This window comes from Pseudoalteromonas luteoviolacea (assembly GCF_001750165.1).
In the GTDB taxonomy this organism is placed as follows: Bacteria; Pseudomonadota; Gammaproteobacteria; order Enterobacterales; family Alteromonadaceae; genus Pseudoalteromonas; species Pseudoalteromonas luteoviolacea_G.
Window position 1 is genome coordinate 3,403,821 of the sequence record NZ_CP015411.1, and the last position, 24,810, is coordinate 3,428,630.

General features: G+C 40.6%; 21 protein-coding genes. 7 read left to right on the forward strand and 14 right to left on the reverse strand.

Annotation, left to right across the window (positions count from 1 at the left end; translation table 11 throughout):
- The first annotated feature begins 79 nt into the window (after window positions 1-79).
- Together S4054249_RS14305 and S4054249_RS14310 are read left to right on the forward strand one after the other, a co-directional pair.
- Entirely contained in the window at window positions 80-2,074 is a 1,995-nt protein-coding gene (locus tag S4054249_RS14305) for an EAL domain-containing protein (RefSeq protein ID WP_230851918.1), read from the forward strand.
- A 210-nt stretch (window positions 2,075-2,284) separates the two neighbouring features.
- Entirely contained in the window at window positions 2,285-2,878 is a 594-nt protein-coding gene (locus tag S4054249_RS14310) for an HAD family hydrolase (protein ID WP_046358615.1), read from the forward strand.
- Between the two features lie 95 nt (window positions 2,879-2,973).
- On the opposite strand, the gene S4054249_RS26620 is transcribed toward S4054249_RS14310, so the two are convergent.
- A complete protein-coding gene (locus tag S4054249_RS26620; protein ID WP_155401424.1) occupies window positions 2,974-3,117 on the reverse strand; it encodes a hypothetical protein in 144 nt (47 codons plus the stop codon).
- Window positions 3,110-3,253: a hypothetical protein gene (locus S4054249_RS26625; protein WP_155401423.1), complete on the reverse strand. Its 144-nt coding sequence runs from the start codon at window positions 3,251-3,253 to the stop codon at window positions 3,110-3,112. Before S4054249_RS26625 ends, S4054249_RS26620 begins: the two co-directional genes overlap by 8 nt.
- A 111-nt stretch (window positions 3,254-3,364) precedes the next feature.
- On the opposite strand from S4054249_RS26625, the gene S4054249_RS14315 reads away from it, so the two are divergent.
- Window positions 3,365-4,939, forward strand: coding sequence for a serine hydrolase domain-containing protein (locus tag S4054249_RS14315; protein ID WP_046358614.1), 1,575 nt, complete (start codon window positions 3,365-3,367; stop codon window positions 4,937-4,939).
- A 159-nt stretch (window positions 4,940-5,098) separates the two neighbouring features.
- Here the strand turns inward: S4054249_RS14315 and S4054249_RS14320 are convergent, their stop codons facing one another.
- From S4054249_RS14320 to S4054249_RS14355, 8 genes are all read right to left on the reverse strand, one after another.
- Window positions 5,099-5,320 carry a hypothetical protein gene (locus tag S4054249_RS14320; RefSeq protein WP_046358613.1) on the reverse strand — a complete coding sequence of 74 codons (222 nt, stop codon included), beginning with the start codon at window positions 5,318-5,320 and terminating at the stop codon, window positions 5,099-5,101.
- Window positions 5,321-5,728: 408 nt separating this feature from the next.
- Window positions 5,729-8,539 carry a bifunctional aconitate hydratase 2/2-methylisocitrate dehydratase gene (locus tag S4054249_RS14325; protein ID WP_080928484.1) on the reverse strand — a complete coding sequence of 937 codons (2,811 nt, stop codon included), beginning with the start codon at window positions 8,537-8,539 and terminating at the stop codon, window positions 5,729-5,731.
- Between the two features lie 570 nt (window positions 8,540-9,109).
- Entirely contained in the window at window positions 9,110-11,794 is a 2,685-nt protein-coding gene (locus S4054249_RS14330) for a DUF349 domain-containing protein (RefSeq protein WP_046358612.1), read from the reverse strand.
- Complete coding sequence (locus tag S4054249_RS14335; RefSeq protein ID WP_046358611.1) at window positions 11,784-12,065, reverse strand: YeaC family protein; 282 nt, start codon at window positions 12,063-12,065, stop codon at window positions 11,784-11,786. Before S4054249_RS14335 ends, S4054249_RS14330 begins: the two co-directional genes overlap by 11 nt.
- 2 nt (window positions 12,066-12,067) lie before the next feature.
- Window positions 12,068-12,394, reverse strand: a complete 327-nt coding sequence (locus tag S4054249_RS14340; protein WP_046358610.1) for a hypothetical protein — start codon at window positions 12,392-12,394, stop codon at window positions 12,068-12,070.
- Between the two features lie 72 nt (window positions 12,395-12,466).
- Complete coding sequence (locus S4054249_RS14345) at window positions 12,467-14,179, reverse strand: alanine/glycine:cation symporter family protein (RefSeq protein ID WP_046358609.1); 1,713 nt, start codon at window positions 14,177-14,179, stop codon at window positions 12,467-12,469.
- Between the two features lie 66 nt (window positions 14,180-14,245).
- Window positions 14,246-15,373, reverse strand: a complete 1,128-nt coding sequence (locus tag S4054249_RS14350) for a M14 family metallopeptidase (RefSeq protein ID WP_046358608.1) — start codon at window positions 15,371-15,373, stop codon at window positions 14,246-14,248.
- Window positions 15,374-15,554: 181 nt separating this feature from the next.
- Entirely contained in the window at window positions 15,555-16,997 is a 1,443-nt protein-coding gene (locus S4054249_RS14355) for a glyceraldehyde-3-phosphate dehydrogenase (RefSeq protein ID WP_046358607.1), read from the reverse strand.
- Between the two features lie 330 nt (window positions 16,998-17,327).
- Between S4054249_RS14355 and S4054249_RS14360 the strand changes: the two genes are divergently transcribed.
- A complete protein-coding gene (locus tag S4054249_RS14360) occupies window positions 17,328-18,137 on the forward strand; it encodes a DUF2989 domain-containing protein (protein WP_046358606.1) in 810 nt (269 codons plus the stop codon).
- A 9-nt stretch (window positions 18,138-18,146) separates the two neighbouring features.
- Here S4054249_RS14360 and S4054249_RS14365 read toward each other — a convergent pair whose 3' ends face one another.
- The 3 genes from S4054249_RS14365 to S4054249_RS14375 all read right to left on the reverse strand — a co-directional run bounded on the left by S4054249_RS14365 (window position 18,147) and on the right by S4054249_RS14375 (window position 21,038).
- Entirely contained in the window at window positions 18,147-18,689 is a 543-nt protein-coding gene (locus tag S4054249_RS14365) for an MlaC/ttg2D family ABC transporter substrate-binding protein (protein WP_187301402.1), read from the reverse strand.
- Between the two features lie 415 nt (window positions 18,690-19,104).
- Entirely contained in the window at window positions 19,105-20,709 is a 1,605-nt protein-coding gene (locus tag S4054249_RS14370) for a putative bifunctional diguanylate cyclase/phosphodiesterase (RefSeq protein WP_230851858.1), read from the reverse strand.
- A gap of 86 nt (window positions 20,710-20,795) precedes the next feature.
- Window positions 20,796-21,038, reverse strand: coding sequence for a YdcH family protein (locus tag S4054249_RS14375; protein ID WP_046358604.1), 243 nt, complete (start codon window positions 21,036-21,038; stop codon window positions 20,796-20,798).
- A gap of 367 nt (window positions 21,039-21,405) precedes the next feature.
- Here S4054249_RS14375 and purM point away from each other — a divergent pair, with 367 nt between their 5' ends.
- From purM to S4054249_RS14390, 3 genes are read left to right on the forward strand one after another with little or no spacing between them, the layout of a single operon-like run.
- A complete protein-coding gene (purM, locus tag S4054249_RS14380; RefSeq protein WP_046358603.1) occupies window positions 21,406-22,458 on the forward strand; it encodes a phosphoribosylformylglycinamidine cyclo-ligase in 1,053 nt (350 codons plus the stop codon).
- Window positions 22,458-23,102, forward strand: a complete 645-nt coding sequence (gene purN / locus S4054249_RS14385; RefSeq protein ID WP_046358602.1) for a phosphoribosylglycinamide formyltransferase — start codon at window positions 22,458-22,460, stop codon at window positions 23,100-23,102. Before purM ends, purN begins: the two co-directional genes overlap by 1 nt.
- Entirely contained in the window at window positions 23,050-23,811 is a 762-nt protein-coding gene (locus S4054249_RS14390; protein WP_187301389.1) for a DUF3108 domain-containing protein, read from the forward strand. Before purN ends, S4054249_RS14390 begins: the two co-directional genes overlap by 53 nt.
- 29 nt (window positions 23,812-23,840) lie before the next feature.
- Here the strand turns inward: S4054249_RS14390 and S4054249_RS14395 are convergent, their stop codons facing one another.
- Window positions 23,841-24,605 (reverse strand): class II glutamine amidotransferase, encoded by a 765-nt coding sequence (locus S4054249_RS14395; protein ID WP_046358601.1) that lies wholly within the window; start codon window positions 24,603-24,605, stop codon window positions 23,841-23,843.
- Between the last annotated feature and the right edge of the window lie 205 nt (window positions 24,606-24,810).

The window sequence follows — 24,810 nt, forward strand, 5'->3', positions numbered from 1 at the left end:
TGATTATAATTAAACATACTATCTATAAAGAGCCGAATGATTGCCTTACTCTCGATTCAATAAATTCATTCAAACAATATTGCACAGCAAGTACTTACTCTCGCTGCGAGAGGCGTTCATTGCTCTTTTACCCTACTTTGTCAGCAGTGCTCTTGCACTTCTTATTATAAACAGCGCCTTATTTTTTAATTTAATCAATAAAAGTAATGAATTATATGCTGTGTTATTTAATGGTGCAGCGCTAATTTTGAATTTATTTCCACTCATAGTCGCTACCTCTATCGGCTTTTTTATCTGTAAAAATTACGGCCAAAGCGGGATCATTGGGGCCATGCTGGCATTGCTGAGTTTCTCACTGCATGGCCAGTATATTATTTTCGTGCAAAATAACTTTGAACTTAATCCCACAGGCGCAACGCCATTCGCAATTATCATTCCCAGCATTAGTAGTTTGCTGCTTGTGTTATGCATGCGTCTTCAGCCAAACTTCGATAGTTATTTATATCGGGTCAGCCACTTTTTAAGTGAAAAGTTACGCACGCTCCTCCCTTTCTCTTTGGTTTTTTTCAGTTTCTACCTGTTTATGCCAATCCTCTTTGCCATCGGTGATATCATTGCTTCGTGGATCACTCCAGATACCACCAATACCTCCGTTGCTTGGCTAACCTATCAAAGAATGCTTATTACACATGGTCTGTGGTTTCTTGGGATCCATGGAGATAATACATTTGATATGCTACTCAGCCCTCAGTTTTTATCACAACCGATCTTGCCCGGTATCTCTGCAAAAACATTTTATGACACTTTCGTTCTCATTAGTGGTACAGGCTGTTTTGCGGGCTTGATTCTGGCTGCGCTGTGCCTGCAACGCAGTGGGCATGAACGCAACATAGCCAAACTTTCTATTCCTTTTACTATCTTTAACTTTTGTGAAATTATCGTTTTTGCCCTGCCTATATTTTTAAACCCGATTATGCTTGTTCCTTTCATTTTGGTACCAAGTGTTAACTTTTTATTCGCTTACTTTGTGTTAAGTCATGGCTGGGTGGGCGTAACAAATATTGAGCTCAGCTGGATGACTCCCGCACTCGTTAGTGGTTATAAAGTATCTGGAGGTGTGTCTGGTGTCATTTTGCAAAGCTGTCTGATTGTTACCAGTGCGCTTATCTACTACCCCTTTCTATACTGGCACAACCGCCAAATCAACTTTGAAAGCGCCATTAATAAGCTCACCGATAAATTAAAAATATCAGAGCAATTACGCAGTACAGGTGAATCCGTATTCATCGCACACCAACGAGATATTGACTATGCCAGCAAAGAGCTTAACCAAGTACTAAATGATATCAGTGCAGGAAAGCTCAAATTATATTACCAACCACAAATTTGTCAGATCTCAGCGACTGTAAATGGGTTTGAAGCGCTTTTACGGCTGCAAAAGCCAAGTGGCAATCTGGTCGGCCCATACTTTTTGGACACATTAATAAAACATGATCAAACGGACATTATTGATAAGTGGGTTATCGAGCAAGCCCAACGTGACCTTGCGTATTTTAGAAAAAAAGATTTTTTCCCTATCATTAGCATCAATATAAACCCTAAAGTCATGACTGATCACGTGCTCATTAACTATCTCTGCGAAAAGTTTCATCAATTTCCTAATCAACTAAAGATAGAAGTTGTCGAGTCCGGTTACTTAAGTGACAAAAATAAAGTCATCAAAAATATCCTCAAACTTCGCTCTTCAAAAATAGAAACTGTGATTGATGATTTTGGCACTGGCTACTCAAGTTTATCAATGTTAGCCGATCTACCTATTGATATTGTTAAGTTAGATAAATCACTTTTAGATAATGCACAAGAAGAGTCAGGTGCAGATTTTTACACCTATGTAGTTGAATTACTACATAAAATGGATAAACACTTAGTCGCTGAAGGAGTAGAGTCTCAGCGTCAACTCGAGTTTGTTCGTGGTCTACAAATTGAAACTGTTCAGGGATGGTATTATCAGAAGGCTTTGCCCAAGCAAGAGATCATACCCTATCAAGAGCACTTCTCTTCCAATAACAGTTAGGGGGATATGTGTCCTACTAACGGACTAGGCCAGCAACACTCTACTACTTGTCTATTAAATATAATGCTGTGTATAGTTTTATATGTGAACCAAGATACTTTGGGGCCAACCTTGTGTACATCAAAATCATACTTTGATAAGTGATCGTAGAAACAATTTGCGCTATGCTGGCACATTCTATTTTTAGCTTAGGTCAAATTTAGGGGAAATATGGTACTTGCTTTGTTCGATTTTGATGGCACCATCACAACAGAAGACTGTTATACCAAGTTTTTATTCTTTGCTACACCCAAGACTCGGCTTTATGTCGGCTACTTTATTCTGCTTCCAATCATCTTTTTATATAAACTGGGTGCGTTACCTGCAAGTAAAACCCGCCTGATCCTATCAAAAGTCGCATTTTGGCGTCGCTCTGAAAGTGATGTTATTTATAAAGCACGCGATTATGTCGAACAGGTTTTACCACCGTTAATAAGACAGAATATGCTTGAAAGAATACAATGGCACCAATCTCAGGGGCATGAGATTTTTGTGGTCTCAGCATCACTCAATCCTTATTTGTCACTATGGTGCAAACAGCATAATATTCACTTGGTATGCAGTGAGCTTGAATGTATCAATGGAAAGTATACAGGTAGTTATATTCACGGGGATTGCAGTGGCACAAATAAAGTTGACCTGCTCAAAAAGCAAATCAATGTGTCAAACTATGAACATATCTATGCGTATGGTGATACTGAAGAAGACAGAGCCATGTTAAGTATTGCCGACACTCGTGTTTATCAGGGTCAGCAAATCAATTAAATCATTTAAAGGCATAGCCAATCAAAATAGAAAAAAACACCACAAACGATATTGCTTTGCTTTGATATTATAAAGTCAAATCTATTAAATTTTTATCAATAAAAATAACCACACTGCATGTAGATAATGCGGTCATCTCCGATATCTTGATAGTAGAAACCTGTCGCATAGGTGTCTTGACCATTCCTTTTGCCGCAAACAACAGGACCATCTATCTCTGCATTTTGGTAGTCAAACATTGGCTAAGGTATTTTTACCCAATACCTTCGTGCACTCAAAGCGTTTGACACTTCTATCGCCCTCATCATAAAAGTACATACCAGTGACATCAAAGCCACTACCACATGTGTACCAACCGTTACCTTTTCCATTCATAAAAAACAATCTACACCCTAATACAGCCAGCTACAGTTTGATACAGACGCGAGCAGGCAATGTTCTTATATTTTTATAAAAACAACATTAATAAACTTGAGGTTAGATTGCATGATTCGATCACATACTAATAAATTTATACGCTTGTCTCTTATCACTTGGGTTATAACCAACTTAGCCGCATGTGGCTCTAATAATGAAAACACCGCGCCTAGTATCCAAGTAAGTACTGAGCAAGTCTCTGTCATTCAAAATAGCCGGGGCGTATTGTCCGCCATTGTGAGTGACAGTGAAAACAACCTCGATAAACTGCATTGGCAACAAATAGATGGACAGGAACTAGCCGTCATTGAACACCCCAATAAAGCCTCGACCCGCTTCTTAGCGCCGAAGTTACCAGGCCAATATCAATTTCGCCTAACAGCTGTGGATAAACAAGGCAGCCAATCTCAGGCAACCATCAATATCGAGGTTAAACCTGTTCTCGAATTCGCCGAGCCTGCACTCACCAAATTAATGGATAGCCTCTATCAAATGCATCAGCCACTGATTGCCAATATGGCACTATCTGTTACTTTTAATGACTTAGACTATACATGGCAAGGCGCCACCGGCTTTGCCAATGTGAAAGAACAACTAGAAATGACAACCACACATCCATTTAGAGTCGCGAGCATTACAAAAACAGTGACGGCAGCTGTCACACTGAAGATGATAGAAATGGGCAAGTTTGACCTAGATACTCAATTATCAGAGCTGCTAATGGATTCAGATATGCCAAAGGGATACCAAGTGGCCGATCTGCATGAACACAATGGCATAAAGCGCGGAGGAGAGATTACCATACGCCAATTACTCGATCAAAGTACAGGTATTAAAGATTATATATCTTACCTTAATGACCCTATGTCACCAGATTACTTGGCGTTAGACAGTGCACTGAAAAGTAACCCTCAGGGTGCGCAGCTATGGAGTGCACAAGACATATTAAAAGACATGCTCGATAGAAAGCTAACTCGGGATGTGCAATCTTCCCTAGGTACACATCACTTATACTCAGATAGTAACGCTGTTTTACTGGGTATTGTTTTAGAAAAAGTAGGTCAAGCTCCCTTGCACCAATTAATGGAGCAACTTATTTTTGCCCCATTGGCGATGGAAAATACTTTTATGGACTTTCATGATAGTAATAAAGGACTCATGCCAGTCGACCACTATTACATTCTTAGTAAGGAAAACCATGAAAGAGACTACCCTGAACACTTTTATGGCAATCATAATATATCAGCAATTCATATGAACACATCCTTCGCTTGGGCAGGTGGCGGTGTCGTTTCAACGCTGGGGGATTTAAATAAATTTTATAGCGCGATACATGATGGCACACTGATCCAAGACCCGCAGTTACAAGAGCAGTGGTTATCATGGAAAATACCGACTAACGAGCAAGGAACTGAGTTTTATGGCTTAGGCTTGCAGTCTGCTGTTGGCGAACTTGATGATTATGACACGCAAATAGAAATGATTGGGCATGCAGGCTCTTGGGGAGCCCTAGCCTTCGATTTTAAACCTTATAATATTAGAATCATCGCTTGGGACAGTCAGTTTGGTACTGAAGCACACTGGATGTTTGCTGAGTCGGTTTTGGTGGCACTTGAAGAGATGGGTTACAACAAACGTTTCTAAATTGCAGGTGAGCGAGCATAGCATGCTCGATCACCTCAAATCCTCATATCACCTCAAGTATGGCTTACCAACAGCCCATCAACGACAACGCTAAAACGATTTTAGAATAACACCTAAGACTGATAAAAGAGTGACAATGCGTGATCTATAGCCTCACAGCTATGCACTTTGCTCTGCACGAGTGAACCAAGCGACTACTTGTTGTAAGTATGCATCTCCATACTTAGCCGCAAATTCTTGCGTGTGAAGATCCGTAGGGTCGCTCAATGCATTGATACGAGTTCTTGCATATTCAGCGGTTAAAGTAATTTTACATCGCACAGTGATTGCATGGCGCCACTGCTCATAACTTTGGAAGTAAAAACTGCTATGGTCATTCATATTACCCGAGCTCCTTTATATTAGCGCGTTGGGAGAGCACTGAGCTGTACTTCAAACACAGTAGAGCACTCAACTTTTGTTACTATATAACGATTTTGAAAAGGTAAAGTTTAGACTTGCAATGTAAAAATATCTGTCTTATTCCACTTTTCATTGCAGAATATCCAAATCTATTTTCATAATAAATTGGGTCTAGCCGCATAGTAAGGCTGTACTGCTTCAAATAGCAGAATCTTAAGGTTAGTAAAGTATATGACTGACAATGCGTCTCAGGAGAAACTAAGGATAATATTGTGAGGACGCTAAAATAATGAAGATTATTTGATGCTTCGGCAAGCGCACTCAAGGGCACAGCCATAAAAAAAGCGCGTTTAAAAACGCGCTTTTTCATAGTCAATCTGTAACTGATTAAACTACTTTAACAGGTACTGTTTGCTCAGAACCAAATTTAGTTGTTAGCTCTTCTTCAAGCGGAGTAAATGCTGTTAGGTCGATACCTTCAACCGCAGCTTTGTACTCATCCATCGTTGGGAAGCGGCCTAATACAGTTGAAAGTACTACTAATGGTGTTGAACCAAGTAGTGACTCACCTTTCTTCTCTGATGTATCAGCTACAACACGGCCTTGGAATAGACGTGTAGACGTTGCAATTACTGTATCACCAGGCTCAGCTTTCTCTTGGTTACCCATACAAAGGTTACACCCAGGGCGCTCTAGGTAAAGGATATTTTCATACTTAGTACGTGCTGCTGTTTTTGGCTTTTCATCGTCAAACTCAAAACCAGCGTACTTAGCTAGCACTTCCCAATCACCTTCTGCTTTAAGCTCGTCAACAATGTTATATGTTGGCGGTGCAACAACTAGAGGTGCTTTAAACTCAATCGAACCATTTTGCTTCTCAAGGTTACGTAGCATCTGTGCAATGATCTGCATGTCGCCTTTGTGAACCATACAAGAGCCAACAAAACCTAAGTCTACTGGCTTGTCGTTGTAGAATGAAACAGGGCGAATTACATCGTGCGTATAACGCTTAGATACATCTTCATTGTTTACATCAGGGTCAGCAATCATTGGCTCAACGATTTCGTCAAGATCAACCACAACTTCAGCGTAGTACTTCGCGTTGTCATCTGGTGCAAGCGCTGGTTGCTCACCAGACTTGATACCTGCAATACGCTCGTCAGCAAGATCGATAAGACCTTGTAGTGTCTTCGCTTCGTTTTCCATACCCTTGTTGATCATGATTTGGATACGGCTCTTAGCCAGTTCAATTGACTTGATAAGCGTTTCATCGTTTGAAATACAGATTGACGCTTTCGCCTTCATTTCTGCAGTCCAGTCAGTGAAGGTAAACGCTTGGTCAGCCATTAGTGTACCAATGTGTACTTCGATGATACGACCTTGGAACACGTTCTCGCCGCCAAATTGCTTCAGCATTTGCGCTTGAGTTGCGTGTACTACGTCACGGAAGTCCATGTGCTCTGCCATTTTACCTTTGAAGGTTACTTTAACAGAATCAGGAATTGGCATTGCAGACTCACCCGTTGCCAATGCAAGTGCAACAGTACCAGAGTCAGCACCGAAGGCTACACCCTTAGACATACGCGTATGCGAGTCACCACCGATGATAATAGCACGGTCGTCCACTGTGATGTCATTCAGTACTTTGTGAATAACGTCAGTCATTGAGTGGTAGATGCCTTTTGGATCACGCGCTGTGATAAGACCGAACTTGTTCATGAATGCCATTAGCTTTGGAATGTTCGCTTGCGCTTTTTTATCCCATACAGACGCTGTATGACAACCAGACTGGTATGCACCGTCAACAAGTGGAGAAATCGTTGAAGCAGCCATTGCTTCAAGCTCCTGTGACGTCATAGGGCCCGTTGTATCCTGAGAACCTACGATATTCACTTTAACACGAACGTTAGAACCAGCGTGTAGTGGCGCATCTGAAGCAACACCTACCGCATTACGGTTAAAGATTTTTTCAACCGCTGTTAGACCTTGACCTTCGTGCGAAATTTCTTTCGAAGGAGCATAAACAGTCGGCGCATCAACACCTAGCGTTTCAGCCGCTAGAGTTTGAAGCTTCTTACCAAATACAACTGCGTATGAACCACCCGCTTTCATGAATTCAACTTTTTGTGGTGTGAACGCAGATGAGATATCTGCTAGTTCTTCTTCACCGTTGAAAAGCTTTTTAGCTTTAGTATCAATGGTAAGCACTGTACCAGTTGCTACTGAATACGCTTCTTCTAATACTGGGTCGCCATTTTCGTCAGTCACTGTGTTGCCATCAGCATCTACTTTCTTAACCCAGTTTTTAAGATCAAGACCAATACCGCCGGTTACATCAACAGTAGTCAGGAAGATAGGTGCGATACCATTAGTACCAGCAACCACTGGCGCGATGTTGATAAATGGAACGTAAGGGCTTGCTTGAGTACCAGCCCAAAGTGCTACGTTGTTCACACCAGACATACGTGAAGAACCAACACCCATTGTGCCTTTTTCTGCGATTAGCATCACTTTCGCGTTAGGGTGCTTTTCTTTAAGCGCAACGATTTCTTGTTGTGCTTCAGGTGTGATCATACATTGACCGTGAAGTTCACGGTCTGCACGTGAGTGCGCTTGGTGACCAGGAGAAAGTAAGTCAGTAGAAATATCACCTTCACCTGCGATGAAAGTAACTACTTCAATTTTTTCTGCAACTTCAGGCAGCTTAGTGAAGAACTCCGCTTTCGCGTAGCTTTCTAAGATATCTTTTGCAACAGCATTACCTGCTTTGAAAGCCTCTTGTAGGCGAGCAGTATCCGCATCGTATAGGAATACCTGCGTTTTAAGTACGTCTGCAGCTTGCTTTGCTACAGCTTCCTCGTTGCCAAGTGCAAGATCAAGAAGTACAGCGATTGAAGGACCACCTTTCATGTGTGAAATTAGTTCAAAAGCAAACTCAGCTGAAATCTCAGCGACAGTTTCTTCACCTAGGATAATTTCTTTTAGGAATTGTGCTTTTACACCAGCAGCGCTAGTTGTGCCTGGAAGTGTGTTGTAGATGAAGAATTTAAGAGAATCTTCGCGGTGCTCATTCTCTGTATCTTTAATTTGGGCAATAATTTCTGATAGCAAATCTGCGCTATCAATTGGTTTTGGATTAAGTCCTAGTTCCGTTTTACGGGTTTGGATTTCATCCAAGTACTCAGTATACAAACTCATATGAACCTCGTCAGGCAGTAATACGCATATATAAATCAGGGTTATTTTACCCTAAATTTAAAGCGCTAGTAATCATTTAACTAAAAAGCACTTTTTAGTATTAGTTTGCGCCGCAAAATACACTAAATTCACTAGGTTACGCTAATTTATAAAGTTAATGGGCGGTATAAATACCATTTATGTGATAATGATTATTATTTCCGAGATAAATATTTGTCACTTTCCTCGCTAAAAGTAGATGACAGAATGCCTAATTTCAAATCAATTAATGCTATTAACTGCACAATTACAAACATGAGTTTTATCAGGCATATACTTACACTTGCTCTAGAAATATAAATAGACGAAATTAAATTAATAAATTCAAAGGATAAGGTTGAAGTTGCTACTCAAAAGAAAAACCCCAAAATTTAAACGACCGCAATTGATCAAAAAAGCCAGAGACTTTGAATTGAAAAAAATAAAACAAAGTAAAGCTTAGGGTAATATATGTAGAAACAGTGTGATTTTACACTCGATATCGACAACACGAGATAGAAAAGAAAAAGGCCCTCAACAGGGCCTTTCATATTATGCGTTTAGCACACTTAAAATTCGGCTTGAATTGAACTCAATACCTTCAATCTTCGCTTGCGCAAAATAGCTGACCAGATAAAAATCAAGCTTGTGAGATTCACCTTGAAGCTTCTCATCTAAGAGCGCAACTTGCTCTGCCATTCGCGCCTGTTGCTCATGTTCAGGAGATTCTACATTTGTCAGGATTTCCAATCTTAAAAGCAACTGTGCAGCGCTGATCCCCAATACATTTTTACCTTGCCAGCATGCAGGGATCTCTTGATTGTTCTCCACAGCATTCACTAATTCAGAAAATTTTTCGCGATTTAATGTCGAGAATAATTCATTTAACTTAACTTCAACTTGCTCAATTAAAGACTTCTTAATTTTGTTCAGACCACCAAGTACGTCAAAATGACTGATCTGTTCTTGCAACTGAGTAAGTTCTGACTGCGTCTTAGCTTCAATAACCAGATTATCAAAATTAGCCAACTCTTGGCGCTGCTGCGCTTCCAAAGCGGCGTTTTCACGCTTTTGCTGAGCAACCATTTCTTCACGCTTAGCAAATACAGCATCATTATGCTTTCTAAACGACTGCCACAAGGCATGCTCACTTTTGCTACCCGCAAATCCGATACCTTGCCACTGTTTTTGTAGCGTTTTAAGCACATCGCATGCCTCAGCTACATTTTCATTTTCAACTTGAGCCAAGGCTTCATCAACCAAACCTTGCTTTTGTTCTGCATTATTCTGATGATGCGCTTTGAGTCGTCCATTCACCTGTGCATATACTTCACGATATTGTCCGTTCAATGCTTGGTAGGTTTGTGAGTCTAAGCTACCAGCGCCACGCCATAGCTTGTTTATACGATTAAATTGGCTTTCCAACTTACGCCAGCTGCCCTCTTCTTCTACAGAAAAATGTTCAAGCTCTTTCATTTGACTGATCAGCTTTTCACGCTCAACAATCACTTGTTTACGCGCTTCTTCTTGTTCTGCAAAATAAGCTCGGCATGGTGCAAAAAGCAATTCAATCTTTTCATCAAACAATTGAGCTTGCTGCTTCTCTTCTTCGCTCTCAATACGCCCCAATTCATTCCAGCGAATGCGCAACATTTTAACTTCAGCAGCACGTACTTTAGGATCAATGTCAGTTTCTGCTAACTTCTCATCTAGTTGCTCAAGTAACTCTGTGCGTTTTGGAGCGGATGCGTATTTTTGCCAATCTTTGAACTCGGCCAGTTGAGACTGCAACGCCTCATACTGCTTACTCACTTGCTCTTTGTGACCTTCTGTAAGCTCATCATAGCTTTCCTTTAGACCATTAAATACACCGAACGCGATATTAAAACGACCTTGCTCAATAAGCCTTTGCACATCACGCGCTTTTTTACGAGCTTCTTTTAACAACTTTTGCTGTTTATCTACCAGTGGCTTCATTGCATCTAAAAATACTTTAGACGCTTGACTAAGCTCACCTTTCGCAGCCTGTCTCAACTCAGCAGGTAAAGACCTCAATACGTTGTTGCATGATTGATATGCTGACTTTTGCGTAGCCAGTAATTCGTCTAATTGAGCTAGATCGTCGCTTGCTTCAATGGCTTTCAAGGCTTCCAACGCAACTTGAAACTCTTTTGTCGCAGCGATCATTTCAGGCAGTGTTTGAAGCAGTTGATTAAGATGATTCAAACGCTGTGATAACCCTTTTACCGCAGCTGACTCTTTATATACCGACTCACTTAAAATACCCTGCAGTTGCGTAAACTGGCTTTGTAGTGATGTTTGAAACTCAATATCTAATTTACTCACCGCGTCATTGAGCTCACGCTCAAAAACATCCATTTTAGAAGTGTAATCTGCAATGATGCGCTGCTTTTCTTCTTCAGCTTGTTGTGCAGCAATCTCAGCATCATACTGCGCTTTTAGCTTCTCAATATGAGTTGTAAGTTTACCAGTAAGCAGTTGATATTTATCAGACTGTAAATTTAGTGTTTCTTCATCCAACCATTTAAGCTCTAGACTTTGCCACTGTTGGCTTAGTGCGTTAAATTGAGAGCTAACAACTTCATAGTCTGACTTCTCTCTCAATGCGTTGAACTTAGCTAAAATGAGTTTGACTTGCTCAGCAATCTGCTTAGGCATCACTTTTGCTAGACGAGCTTGTTCAAGGTGATCATCTAATTGTGATTTTGCCTCTCCATGAGCGCTTTTTAATACGATCTTAGTTAAATCGTATTGATAAATTAAGTCGAGTAAAGCCACTTGAAGCGCTTCATTACCCTCTTTAAACGCCTTTTCAATCAGACGTGAATTGGCAATACGCTTCAGTAATTTGACTCGCTGTACTTGTGCGATATCTGAAAATGCCAATTTTTCTAATGTTTTTTGTGGCGCATACCTATCAATGTATTCTTCACGAATATCATTACTTAGCATTTGCGAGCCTGATAAAACAGCTTGGCTAATATGCTGTTCGGCGATGTCTTTTAGCTCTTGATCTTGCTTGTAGACTTTCCACCACAAACCTAAATCATCAATCTTGTTCAGGACTTTTTTTCTTATTTGAATTGAGTCGTCCTCAAGGGCTAGAATTGTTAATGCTTCGACATCCTTGGTTGTGTCTAATTTATCCACCGCCGCTAAGCGCACTTGCGCCTTAGGGTGCTTCCATTTAGGTGTAAATAAGTGTTTAAAGATCATTTTCAGTGAACCTAGCTATTTCGTTTTCTGCTTTAAATTCTTTTTGCAATTCGCGTTTAGACTTTTGAACCATCTCGCCATCTTCATTAATCGTAAATTGCTCGTTCGATTTAGCAATTTTTGCCTGGTATAGCATGACGAGTTGAACAGTTTGCTCTTTTTGTGCATCGCTTAGCTCAGTACCATCAGGCCAGCGACCTGTAGAGGCGCCATACTGTAAGCGTTCGAATACTTCTGGGGTAATGCTACTTACCAAATTATCTACATTCATCGTCACTTTTTCTTTTTCAAAATAACCAATATCACACGATTGATGAGGTACCAAACCATACCGATACCAATCGCGGATTTTGCAGCATACATTTCAATGCTGCCTTCAACTGGGTGCTGCCAATATAGGTATAAAAAACCACCCAAGAACAAAATCAAAGCCAGAAACGAGTAATTCATAATACTCTGTTGTTTCTTTATACGGTTTTTAACCGCAATTCGACGAAGTTCGTCATCACTTATTTTTCCAATCTCAACGTCACAATGTGGACAAACCACGTGCTTTGATGAAATGGGTTTATTACAACTCGGGCATTGGGCTATTGCCATACTTTCGCTACTCCGAATAAAAAATAAGGCGCCATATGGCGCCCTATTCTACTTGTTTTGAGTTACTTTGTCTTATTGGAAATCGCGAGATTTCTCGATTTTATCGTCATCTGACGCTTGACCTTTGCCATTTTCAAATTTTTCCCAGTAATCATCTACTGTTTCTTTCATCTCTTTTCTCAAAACCATGATGCCAAACAGGTTTGGTAACGTCATTACAACAATACCCACTGCTGCTAACTTCCATACTAAGGTCGTATCTGCAAACGATGCCCAAAAGAAACCTGCAACATAAAAAACACGATATGGCATAACTGAGCGAGGTCCAAGCAAATAAGTCATTGCCCTATCACCATAATACGACCAAGCGATCGCTGTTGAGAAAGCAAATAACAATAAACCAATGGAAACGATATACTTACCACTATCGCCAAAATAGCCTCGTGTAAATGCTTTTGTCGTCAATTCTGCTGAATGAACCAGTGATTTACCTTGAACAGATATACTCGGGTCAGCAGGAATACCACCTTCAATTTCAACCGTTCCTGTGTATTGATGCTTATCCGTAATTCCAAAGCGAATGTCTTCACCGATAGAGCGAGAATGGATGACTGTAAAATCCTTGTTTACTGCTATACCTTGCACAACCTGAATAGATCCATTGTACTCCTCAACCTTATGATCTGCATATCCATTTAAATATTTATACAGCTCAGTTCGATCCGCTTCATTAGCCTCATCATAATTCCCTTTTATAAAGGTCATCGAAGAACGTTCAAACTCGGTTTCAAACTTTTCAGTCCAAACACCAGAAGACAATATAACCAAACCTGTTAAGGTACAAATAATAATGGTATCAATGAAAGGCTCCAAAATAGAGACCATACCTTCAGATACAGGCTCATCTGCTTTTGCTGATGCGTGCGCTATTGGCGCAGAACCTTGACCTGCCTCGTTAGAGAATAAGCCACGGTTTACACCACGGTTAAATGCGTATGCAAATGATGCCCCTAAGAAGCCACCGGCTGCCGCTGAACCAGAAAATGCATTAGTAAAAACAGACGCGAATGATGGACCAATATTTTCAATATTGTAGAAAATAACTGCAAAAGCACCTAAGATATAAACTGCAGCCATAACAGGAACTACTTTAGACGTGATTGCTGCAATGCGCTTAATTCCACCTAAAATAACCAAAGCAAGTAATATAGATAACACCGCACCAGTGGCCATTCTTTCAAAACCAAAGGTCGCTTCCATTCCCTGCGCAATATTATTTATTTGTGGCAGACTACCTGTGCCGAAAGAGCTAATAACCGTTGCAATTGCGAATAAAACGGCCAACCATTTCATATTTAAGCGTCTATCCATGTAATACATTGGACCACCAGCCATGGTGCCATCTTCTGTTTTAACACGGTATTTATGTGATAGCGTCACTTCCACAAACTTAGTCGTCATACCAAAAAATGCGGTCATCCACATCCAGAATAACGCTGCGGGGCCACCAATAGAAATAGCGAGAGCAACACCACCGATATTACCCGTACCAACAGTACCAGATAATGCCGTTGACAATGCCTGAAAGTGTGTCGTGTCACCTTCATGAGACTGTTTGTCATACTTACCAGAAACCACTCGGCAGGCATGTTTAAAATAGCGAATCTGTGGGAACTTTAAATAAACAGTGAAAAAGAATCCCACCCCTAGCAATACATAAGGAAACCACCACGAGCCCCCTAGCATGGCATCTAAGCTATCAAGAAAACTTCCTAATACGTCCACAACTTATCCTCTTCTAATTGTTGTTATATTAAAAAAGGCAACCTTAAAGGCTGCCTTAATTTTTGATTATCTTAAGTTATCAACTACTTTCACTATTGCCGATAACGTATCTTGTCCAAACTGGTAAGAACGTCTATCAGACCAGCCGTAATGAGGGTCCGGTAGGTCTGCATTGTCTTTAAATGGCATCTCAATTGTATAAGATAATGCCTTAAACTCTTCACCAACGGCACAAGAGGCAACCGTCAAGTTTGCTTGGCCAGGTTCATCTTTTGGATAGCCATATACATCTTGGAAATCAGGCGTAATCGCAAGCAGTGCATCTTTAAACTGGTTCTCCAAGCTCTCTAAACGAGCATCATAGCTTGGGATCCCTTCACTACCCGCTACAAAGTTATATGGTAATGCTTCATCACCGTGAATATCTAGGTACATATCTAGACCAACCGCACGCATTTTTTCCAGTACGTAATAAACCTCTGGTGAGTTTTCAACGCTCGGTGTCTCCCACTCACGATTTAAGTTAACACCGTTTGCGTTTGTTCTTAAATGACCACGAACACTGCCATCTGGGTTCATGTTTGGCACGATATAAAATACCGACTTTGACAACAGTGCTGCGGCATGTGGATCTTCATCGTCTAATAATTTATGTAAAAGCCCCTCGACAAACCACTCTGCCATGGTTTCCCCTGGGTGCTGTCTTGCCGTGATCCAAATCTTTTTCTTGGTTTCACTTGGCTCACCGACTACCAGTAAACTGATATCTCTGCCATCAATTGTTTCACCTAGCGTTTCAATCTGACATGCGTCGTGGCTTTGTGCCCAATATAATAAATCCAAGTGGCGCTCATAGCTGTACGGAGCAAAATATGCAAAAAACGTATGGCTATACTCAGGTTCAAAATCGATAACGAGCTGACCATCTTGGTAAGTAGTAGGTACTCGGAACCAAGTTTGTCTATCATATGATGCCACTGCTTGATAGTCATCCCACCCTTCAGGGTATGCTGATGCTGTTAAATTATTAATATGTAATTTATGCTCTACAAAAGGAGTTGACTCAAGACGGAAGTGAAACCACTGAAAAAAGTCTGAGTTGTTGTCTTTGTTGATTTCAAGCTGAATATCGTGAGGCTGCTGTGCCGAAATTACCTTGATATTACCACTGTCAAAATTACTAGAAATTCTCATATATACCCTAAAATTTATGGCAAGATTCTTGCCGTCACATTGCGCTTTATTCGCTAAACAATGAATTGTTATTCATGTTAGCTAAATGTAGCTAAAAACATGGAAAAGCCTATCATATATAACGCGGATCAAAAACTAAAAAAGCCAGCAAATGCTGGCTTTTTTCATCGTCAAAGCGAATTTATGGCAGGCTTGGGAAAGCAACTTCAGCCATGTCACGCATTACACGTACTACCTGGCAGCTGTAACCAAACTCATTATCGTACCAAACGTATAGTACAACGCGGTCGCCATCTACAATTGTTGCTTGAGAATCAACAACACCTGCATAACGACTACCTACTAAATCTGTTGATACGATTTCAGTAGATGCAGTGTAGTCGATCTGATCGCGAAGATCTGAATACAGTGAAGTTTCACGTAAGAACTCATTTAACTCTTCCGCAGTAGTCTCTGCATTCAAATTTAAGTTCAAAATTGCCATTGAAACATTCGGTGTTGGAACACGGATTGCGTTACCAGTTAACTTACCGGCAAGCTCTGGAAGCGCTTTAGCAACCGCTTTTGCAGCACCAGTTGACGTAATAACCATGTTAAGTGCTGCACTGCGACCACGACGCTCAGCTTTGTGGTAATTGTCGATCAAGTTTTGGTCATTTGTGTATGAGTGCACTGTTTCAACGTGACCATTCTTAATACCAAACTTATCATTCAATGCCTTAAGCACTGGCGTGATTGCATTTGTTGTACAGCTTGCTGCTGATACAATTTTATCTTCGTTTAGGATATCAATGTTATTTACACCGTAAACGATGTTCTTGATATCGCCCTTAGCAGGTGCAGTAAGTAGTACTTTTGATGCACCTTTAGACGCTAGGTGTTTACCTAAACCATCTTCGTCTTTCCATACACCCGTGTTATCAACAACTAGTGCGTTTTCGATGCCATACTTAGTGTAATCTACTTCTTCTGGTGAGTTCGCATAAATCACCTGAATGTAGTTACCGTTTGCTTTGATAGCGCCTTTCTCATGATCAACGGTAATTGAACCGTCAAATGGACCATGGATAGAATCACGACGCAATAAACTTGCGCGCTTTTCAAGGTCGCCATCACGGCCACCACGTACAACGATTGCACGTAAACGTAAATCAGCGTGAGAGCCGCCGCGCTCGATAAGCAGGCGCGCTAATAAACGTCCAATACGACCAAAACCATACAAAACAACATCGCGCGGTTCTGGGCCTGTGCCTTTATTTAGTAACTCAGCAAGCTCGCCATTTAAATACTCTTCAATAGAGCGGCCTTCACCTGCATTTTTGTAGATGTATGCATAAGCTAACTTACCTAAATCGATACGACCAGGTGCAAGCTCCATTTTGCTGATAGCTTCTAGGAAAGGGAAGCTTTCACGAAGACGCAATTTAGTCTCTTCAAAACGTGCTACTGTTTTATGTGCTTTAATTACGTCAATTGTGCTTGTGTTAACAAGTGGACGGCCATAAACAGCAATTTCAACACCCAAGTTACGGTATAAGCGACCAATGATAGGTTGCATATTTTCAGCGTAGTCTTGGCGTTCTTGCCAGCTATTTTGATATTCTTGCTCGTGAGATAAGGTCATTTTTTCTGCCTAATAAACAATTTTTTGAACGGATAGCCCTATTGGGCACCGCCATTCTAATTTAATCTGCAATTATTCTCCACTCTTAGCCATACATTTCCTTTTGTTTTCGTAAAGGGAACGATGAAAAGACAGAAAAATGTCTTATTTTTTCCATATATTGAAGAAAATATACTTATATCTTATTTGTGATATCAGACTAAACTAGGTAATTAGTAGTAAAATTGGCAGCACTATCAGCAAAGTTAATCGCGTTCAGCGCGTTTGGGCTGTTTCGAAAGGAGCAAAAGTGATATGTTGTGCGCGATTAAATATTACGTAGGATAAACAATGGCTAATAAGTGGATGCTAGCTATTGTTAGCGCTTCTTTATTAACATTACTGAGTGGATGTGAAGAACCGTTGACATTGGCAAAGGTATGTGAGGAAACCCCAGGTTTTTGCAATGATTTAAATAAAGACAGTCATTGTAAAGAGGAAAGAGCATCTGTGATCATCGGTCGTTATGTTGAGTACAAAGACCCAACAGACGAACATAAATACCAATTGCTAAAACAATTTGAAGCATATAATGAGTGTGTGTCACTGGCGGCAAAAATTGAACACATCAAGCTAAAAGAGAAAACGACTTCTCGCGTTGAGGGCCACCTCACCAGTCTCAAAGAAATGAATCGGATCTATCAAGATACCAAACAAACCTCTCACCCAGGTTTGCTGTACTATCATTGGTCTAGAAATAATAGCCAATTTGCGATGAATAAGCTGCTGCGCCAAGAAGATGAGCCTTACGTGCGTCAAAGCCAAGAGATACAAATGTTTCTGGCAACTTACTACGCGAAATTTGACGACGACAAAACAATCGATTTTCTGTACCGAGTTTTGGAGCTAAATCAAGCAGGGCAAACTCCAGACTTAGAAGTGTATAAGGCTTTGGTAAGCATTTTTTACAAACAGAAAAAATACAAGCATGCGTATACCTTTGCAAGAATCGCTCAGCTCTCAGGCTTTAAAGAAATTGATATTATCGATATAGAACACGAATTAACGTCGCGCGGTAGAAGTATAGGTGTATTGAATCAACTAGCACTTAAGACCCGCGAGGAGATAGAAACAGGTAAGTTTTTATCCCCTCGAGGTTAACAAGGCGCATTACGCCTTTTTATTGAGCTCTTCAGTGACCTGTTGTAGCCCGACTTGAGAGATGCGCGAAACAATCTCTTTTTGTTTCGCGCTAAGTAAAGATATGCCCTCAGCTACTAGATCATAGACCTTCCAACTCCCACCCTTTCCCTTGCGAAATTTGAAATGTAAGTCAATATCAGGACCTGAGTTTTCTTTGATCACAGCTTTCACTGTTGCGTACTTACTGTCTTTGGGAGCTGGTGCTTTTTCAAACACGACTTCTTGCCCTTTATACTGCATTAACGCACTTGCATAAGTTACTTCTAAATAGTGAGTTACTGCATCAATGAACTTTATTGCCTCTTGGCGCTTAAGCCCTTTAATGTGTTTTCCCAGTAATTTTCTTGATACGAAGCGCGTATCAATATGCGGCATTAATCGCGCCTTAACTATACTACGCATTTCCTTTGATGTTGCTTTTCCTCCTGCATTGACTTTTTTTATGTCCGTAAAGAGCCCCTCACCAACTTGATTGATTAGTTGATATGGTGTCTCATTGGCCATAGCCATCGTTGAGCAAACAAGTAAAAATAAAAAGCTGATGACTTTTTTCAATTTTAATTCCTCAAAAATATTTACGTCTCACATGGCTCAAATGCGAAGACGGATTTAACTATTACAAAAACCGTTTATAAACCTGACTAAACTAAGGCGTATATTACGGATTAATGATCGCAAAAGTTGTCAAAAATTGTATGGGATTTTACAGAATGATACATTCTCCCAAACAGAATGGACCGCGCCACTTGCAAATCACATTCACCGTTGTGGTATCAAATACCAAAAACTCAATGCTATTACGAAGTAGTACTATGATTTAGTTCACAAAATAAATTTTAAACGCAAATTTTTAAACACAAATAATATACATGTGTTGTAGCGTCAACTCGGAGTGAAAAAGCTGGTGATTGTAAATTGATAAACCTTAATACTTCCTTAACGCATTATGTACCAAGCCATTACTTGAAATCCAACGCTTTATTTCACCAAGTGCCAATGGTTCACTAATGATATAGCCTTGAATGTATTTACAGCCTTGTTGTGCTAAATAATGCGTAGTTTCGTCATTTTCAACACCTTCAGCAACAACTGAACAGCCGAGACGCTTGGCAAGAAACAATGTAGTTTCAATAATGGCACGGTCCTTGTCTTCAGAAAGACATTGTGTGACAAAAGATTTATCTATTTTAATCTGTGAGATAGGAAGTTCTTTAAGGATAGAAAAAGAAGAAAAGCCCGTTCCAAAATCGTCAATGCTGACAGAAAAGCCCATTTCTATTAATTGTTCTATTAAAGTTTTTGTTTGCTCAACATCCGTCATTACCATGCTTTCAGTAAGCTCAAAGATTATACGGCTTGGGTCTACTTTTTTGCTACTTATCTGACTGTTTAACACATTGATAAGGTTTTTGCCTAATAAATCTTGGCAAGACAAATTTATGTGTACCGTCAGTTCGCTATTGAGCTTTAACAACATGTCCAAATCACTAAAAACAGTATTTATCACGTAGGCACTTAAATACTTTATCATGTTATTCTTTTCAGCAATGGGAATGAAACGCTCAGGCATAATATAGCTACCATCATCTGAGGGCCACCTGACCAACGCTTCTACGCCATGTATCATGGAACTCTGTGCATCTACAATCGGTTGATAAAAAACCATTAAATCGCCTCGAGCCAAGGCACCTTTAAAATCATTAAGCATATGGAACTCAGACACGACTCCTTGATGTAAGGTCTTATCAAAAAGCACCAAGCTTTGTTTGCTTCTCTTAGCTGCATACATAGCAATATCAGCGCGCTTTAACAGTTCAGGTGCAGAAATATCCTCGCTAGGTGTACTCAGAATCGCACCAGAGCTGTATATCACATCTACAGCGGTTTGCTCGACCACTAACCCATTATGCAGTGCACTCAAAATTGCATTGTTTTGTGCAAACAATGCCGACTCATTACGTGCTTCACTCACAACAGCAAATTCATCTCCACCAATACGGAAAAGCTCACTACCGGGTAATAAGCTATTGGATATGGCACCAGAAAAAGCGACTAGCAATTGATCTCCAAAAAAGTGCCCCATCGCATCATTGATTTGTTTTAAGTTATACAAATCAAAGATAACGACTGCGAAATCTTCTTTTTGTTCTTTTCTTTGCTCAATACATGAGAAACATTGCGGTCGATTTTGAAGTTTAGTGAGGTGATCGTGTTGAGCGTTGTATTTTTCTAAATCGAGTGATGCTTGTAATCGAACTAAGCTGGTTTTACCTAAGTCAACCACAACAATTACAAACAACCCTCCCAACGCGAGGATCAAAGAAAAAGCCATAACCACTTGTGAGCTATCAACACTCAAATAAACATATGCGGCAAAACTTGCATAGCCAAAAGTAAAAATGCAAATCAAAGAGAGGAGCAACCACCAGCCTTTCGATTTCGCAATGCCACATATCTCTACAGCAGGCTTAACTGACAGCAGTAAGAAAATTAACCCCATCAGAATTAAGCAAAGACTCAAAGTTTCCAAAAGCGCAGCCAGTTAACGAAACTTGCCTTTATTATAGTTTATTATTTTCACTCTGCTCGACATGACAATCCAAATTAAATACATATTCATACTCCATGTTTTAAACGCATATATAGGCGGTCTTTGATAGTAAAACAGCGGATCTTCAACTCTTTTAATTTCGTATCACACATTCGTTCATTGTTTTTTTCGCAGGCAATTATTTGTTGCTCAAGCGCATAATAGTCCTGCGAAAGTTTGGCAAACTCGTCATCTGTTAACTTCAACTCATCTATTTTAGACCTGAACTCTGGTAGCTCTTTCACTAAACTACAACTCTCTTTACACATAATCGGCCCCCATCGTTTTAACGCAAAAAAGGAGACTTATCGCCAACCCTCTTCATTGAATTTGGAATCACGCGCTATTTTTGTCCAGTCACAGCTTATTAAAGGGCTTAAACATTATTTGCCCCCTACCTACAACGCCACACCTCAAATACTAAGCTCAAACGAAGACTCAGCCTTGATCTATCGCAAGTTAACAACCACTTAAAACACTGATACATAATATCTAAGCGTTAATTTTCATACCTCTCATAACCTAGATTCAAACAAGGTTGCTCCGAGCACTTATTTCAACTAGCCGCTTGGGCGCAATTGTTGTAAAATACGCGCGTTTCTAAGCAAATCTATACTGTTATTTTGAGGAAAACCTGTGAGCGAACAAAAACAGTCTCTGAGCTACAAAGACGCAGGCGTTGATATTGATGCGGGTAACGCATTAGTAGAGCGCATAAAAGGCGTAGTGAAAAAAACACGTCGTCCAGAAGTAATGGGCGGCATTGGCGGTTTTGGTGCACTATGTGAACTTCCGACAGGTTACAAAGAGCCTGTTTTGGTTGCTGGTACTGACGGTGTGGGTACTAAACTTCGTTTAGCCATTGACCTGAAAAAACACGACACGGTAGGTATCGATCTTGTCGCTATGTGTGTAAACGACCTAATCGTACAAGGCGCAGAGCCGCTTTTCTTCTTAGACTATTATGCAACTGGCAAACTAGACGTTGATACAGCAGCTGATGTAGTGAGCGGTATTGGTAAAGGCTGTGAGCTTTCTGGCTGTGCACTAATCGGTGGTGAGACAGCAGAAATGCCTGGCATGTACGAAGGTGATGATTATGACATGGCTGGTTTTTGTACTGGTGTTGTTGAAAAGTCAAAAATCATCGATGGTACTAAGGTTAAAGCAGGTGATCAGCTTATCGCACTTGCTTCAAGCGGACCTCATTCGAACGGCTACTCTTTAATTCGTAAAGTGTTAGAGGTTTCTGGCGCAGATACTAATGCAGAATATGCGGGTAAACCCCTAGGCGAACATTTACTTGAGCCTACTCGCATCTACGTTAAGCCAATCCTTGAATTATTGAAAGATGTTGATGTACACGCGCTATCACACATCACTGGTGGTGGTTTCTGGGAAAACATCCCACGTGTCCTTCCTGAGTCAGCCAAAGCCGTTGTCAAAGGCGATAGCTGGGAATGGCCTGCTATTTTTAACTGGCTACAAGAAAACGGTAACATCAGTACTCACGAAATGTATCGTACCTTCAACTGTGGTGTAGGTATGATCTTGGTAGTACCCGCTGACAAGCTAACACAAAGCTTAGAGATCCTAACAGCCCAAGGCGAAAATGCTTGGCACATTGGTGAAATCCAAGATGCTGTTGAAGGTGAAGAGCAAGTTGAAATAGTAGGCGGTGCCCAGTAATGGCACCCTCTCGGATCGTCGTTTTGATCTCTGGCAGTGGCTCTAATTTACAAGCAATTATTGATCATTGCCAATCTGGTGATATCAATGGCGAAATCGTCACTGTCATCAGCAATAAAGCGGACGCTTACGGCCTTACTCGAGCAGAGCAAGCTAGGATCAAAACAAGTGTTTTAAGCCATAAAGACTATGACAGTCGTGAGGCTTATGACGAGCAACTAGCAAAATTAATTGACTCTTGTAATCCAGATTTAGTTGTATTGGCTGGATTTATGCGTATTCTAACTCCTGACTTAGTGCAAAAATTTAAAGGGAAAATGTTGAACATTCACCCATCTTTGTTGCCTAAGTATCAAGGGCTGAACACCCATCAAAGAGCAATTGACGCGAATGATGCGTACCATGGCGCTAGTGTTCACTTCGTAACAGAAGAATTAGACGGAGGTCCTGTGATTGTCCAAGCAAAAGTTGCTATTTTGCCAGAAGACACAGCAGAGACACTAGCGAAGCGGGTACATGAACAAGAACATGTCATTTATCCTTTGGTGGTCAAGTGGTTCAGTGAACACAGACTAACAATGGAAGCAGACTATGCAGTTTTTGATAAACAACCCCTTCCAGCACAAGGCGTCGATTACAGCTAAAATCAAAATTCACAGCGCTTTGCTAATTGGCTTAAGCGCTGTTTTCTCTTCTTCCCTTCATGCTTCTACGCTCACCGAATACACAGCCGAGTACAATGTACTTAGAAAAGGGAAAATTCATGGCACCGCAACCAGAGAGTTTCTTCAAGTTGCCGATAATACTTACGCGCTGAGCTATGAGACTGACGTGAAGTGGATGATCTTCACAGAAAAACGTACTGAACAAAGCTTATTTAAATTTGAAAATGGGCAGACCAAACCTCTCCATTACAGTTTAAACCGTGAAGGCACACGGCCAGATAAAAGCTTTAAAATAAAGTTCGATAGAGATAACAAACAGTTATTCTCTAAAGAGCAGAGCTACCCATTAAAGGTAGAGTGGGATGAGTCCCGACAAGATGTACTTTCCTATCAAAACCAACTTCGAAATGAGCTCAAACAAGGGAAGACACAGTTCAGTTATCCGATCATCGACAAAAATGGTAACGTGCGCATGTACAACTTTAAAGTCGTTGGGGAAGAGACCATCACCTTGCCAATTGGCAACGTTAAAACCGTAAAAGTTAAGCGACTTTACGATAACAACAAGCGCCATGCTCTAGCTTGGTTTGCACCAGAATATGATTATATGCTGGTACAAATGCTCAAAGGCAAAGATGGTGTAGAGCAATTTCAAATTCAGATGACTGCTCAAACAATGAAGCAATAAAAGTAAAACAGGTGCATAAGCACCTGTTTTTACATCTTTTCACCGAGCTTAAATAGCACCGACTCGCCCGGTTCCATTTTGGTCCAATGCTCATCATTGGTTAGCGGACGGGTCGCTATCACAGAAACAATGTCATTGGGTGTCGTTTCTTTTTGGAAATCTACTACCATATCAGCATCAATCAAGGTCGCTTTACCAAAAGGCGCTCTGCGCGTTATCCAATGCAAATTATTACTGCAATACGCCAGCACAAACACACCATCGGTCAATAGCATGTTAAACACACCTTTTTCTCTGAGCTGATCGGCTAATTTAGCCGCATAGCGAAATACCGTTGCCATATTAGATGGCTTTTTTGGATACTTTTCTCTGATCTTATCTAATATCCAGCAAAACGCCAGTTCACTGTCTGTATTACCTACCGGCTTATAATATTCGGGCTTTAAGTCTTTATAGTTCGACAACTGACCATTATGCGCATAAGAAATCTCTCTACCCCACAACTCTCGGGTGAAAGGGTGCGTATTTTCCAAGCATGTTCTGCCCCGATTTCCCTGCCTGATATGACTTATCACCGACACACTTTTAATCGGATACGCTTTAACTAGCTTGGCAATTTCAGACTGACAACTCGGCTCAGGATCTTTAAATGTCCTGCATCCTTTACCTTCATAGAAGGTGATCCCCCACCCATCTTTATGAGGGCCTGTATTTCCCCCGCGCTCTAACAGCCCGGAAAAACTAAAACAAATATCAGTCGGCACGTTCGCCGACATCCCCAATAGCTCACACATTTTCTGGCCTTATCTAACACTATTTATGAGCTAACTTCTAACAACATGTTTGGCTGTAACACCTACCCTAGCCGCTAAATCAACTAATTGGTTGCTCTTAAATAAAAAATCAAACTGAGCTGATTATGGCTAATTTTTTACTTTGAAACAATCTGAAGTAACGCTTAATCAGCTACACTTTGATTAAATAAGGTTTGGCCACGTG

Bases quoted from the DNA above. Each gene is read 5' to 3' on its own strand.
- S4054249_RS14310 (WP_046358615.1), top strand. From the start codon at position 2,285: ATGGTACTTGCTTTGTTCGATTTTGATGGCACCATCACAACAGAAGAC.
- S4054249_RS26620 (WP_155401424.1), bottom strand. From the start codon at position 3,117: ATGTTTGACTACCAAAATGCAGAGATAGATGGTCCTGTTGTTTGCGGC.
- S4054249_RS26625 (WP_155401423.1), bottom strand. From the start codon at position 3,253: ATGAATGGAAAAGGTAACGGTTGGTACACATGTGGTAGTGGCTTTGAT.
- S4054249_RS14315 (WP_046358614.1), top strand. From the start codon at position 3,365: ATGATTCGATCACATACTAATAAATTTATACGCTTGTCTCTTATCACT.
- S4054249_RS14320 (WP_046358613.1), bottom strand. From the start codon at position 5,320: ATGAATGACCATAGCAGTTTTTACTTCCAAAGTTATGAGCAGTGGCGC.
- S4054249_RS14325 (WP_080928484.1), bottom strand. From the start codon at position 8,539: ATGAGTTTGTATACTGAGTACTTGGATGAAATCCAAACCCGTAAAACG.
- S4054249_RS14330 (WP_046358612.1), bottom strand. From the start codon at position 11,794: ATGATCTTTAAACACTTATTTACACCTAAATGGAAGCACCCTAAGGCG.
- S4054249_RS14335 (WP_046358611.1), bottom strand. From the start codon at position 12,065: ATGAATGTAGATAATTTGGTAAGTAGCATTACCCCAGAAGTATTCGAA.
- S4054249_RS14340 (WP_046358610.1), bottom strand. From the start codon at position 12,394: ATGGCAATAGCCCAATGCCCGAGTTGTAATAAACCCATTTCATCAAAG.
- S4054249_RS14350 (WP_046358608.1), bottom strand. From the start codon at position 15,373: ATGAGAATTTCTAGTAATTTTGACAGTGGTAATATCAAGGTAATTTCG.
- S4054249_RS14355 (WP_046358607.1), bottom strand. From the start codon at position 16,997: ATGACCTTATCTCACGAGCAAGAATATCAAAATAGCTGGCAAGAACGC.
- S4054249_RS14360 (WP_046358606.1), top strand. From the start codon at position 17,328: ATGGCTAATAAGTGGATGCTAGCTATTGTTAGCGCTTCTTTATTAACA.
- S4054249_RS14365 (WP_187301402.1), bottom strand. From the start codon at position 18,689: ATGGCTATGGCCAATGAGACACCATATCAACTAATCAATCAAGTTGGT.
- S4054249_RS14375 (WP_046358604.1), bottom strand. From the start codon at position 21,038: ATGTGTAAAGAGAGTTGTAGTTTAGTGAAAGAGCTACCAGAGTTCAGG.
- purN (WP_046358602.1), top strand. From the start codon at position 22,458: ATGGCACCCTCTCGGATCGTCGTTTTGATCTCTGGCAGTGGCTCTAAT.
- S4054249_RS14390 (WP_187301389.1), top strand. From the start codon at position 23,050: ATGCAGTTTTTGATAAACAACCCCTTCCAGCACAAGGCGTCGATTACA.
- S4054249_RS14395 (WP_046358601.1), bottom strand. From the start codon at position 24,605: ATGTGTGAGCTATTGGGGATGTCGGCGAACGTGCCGACTGATATTTGT.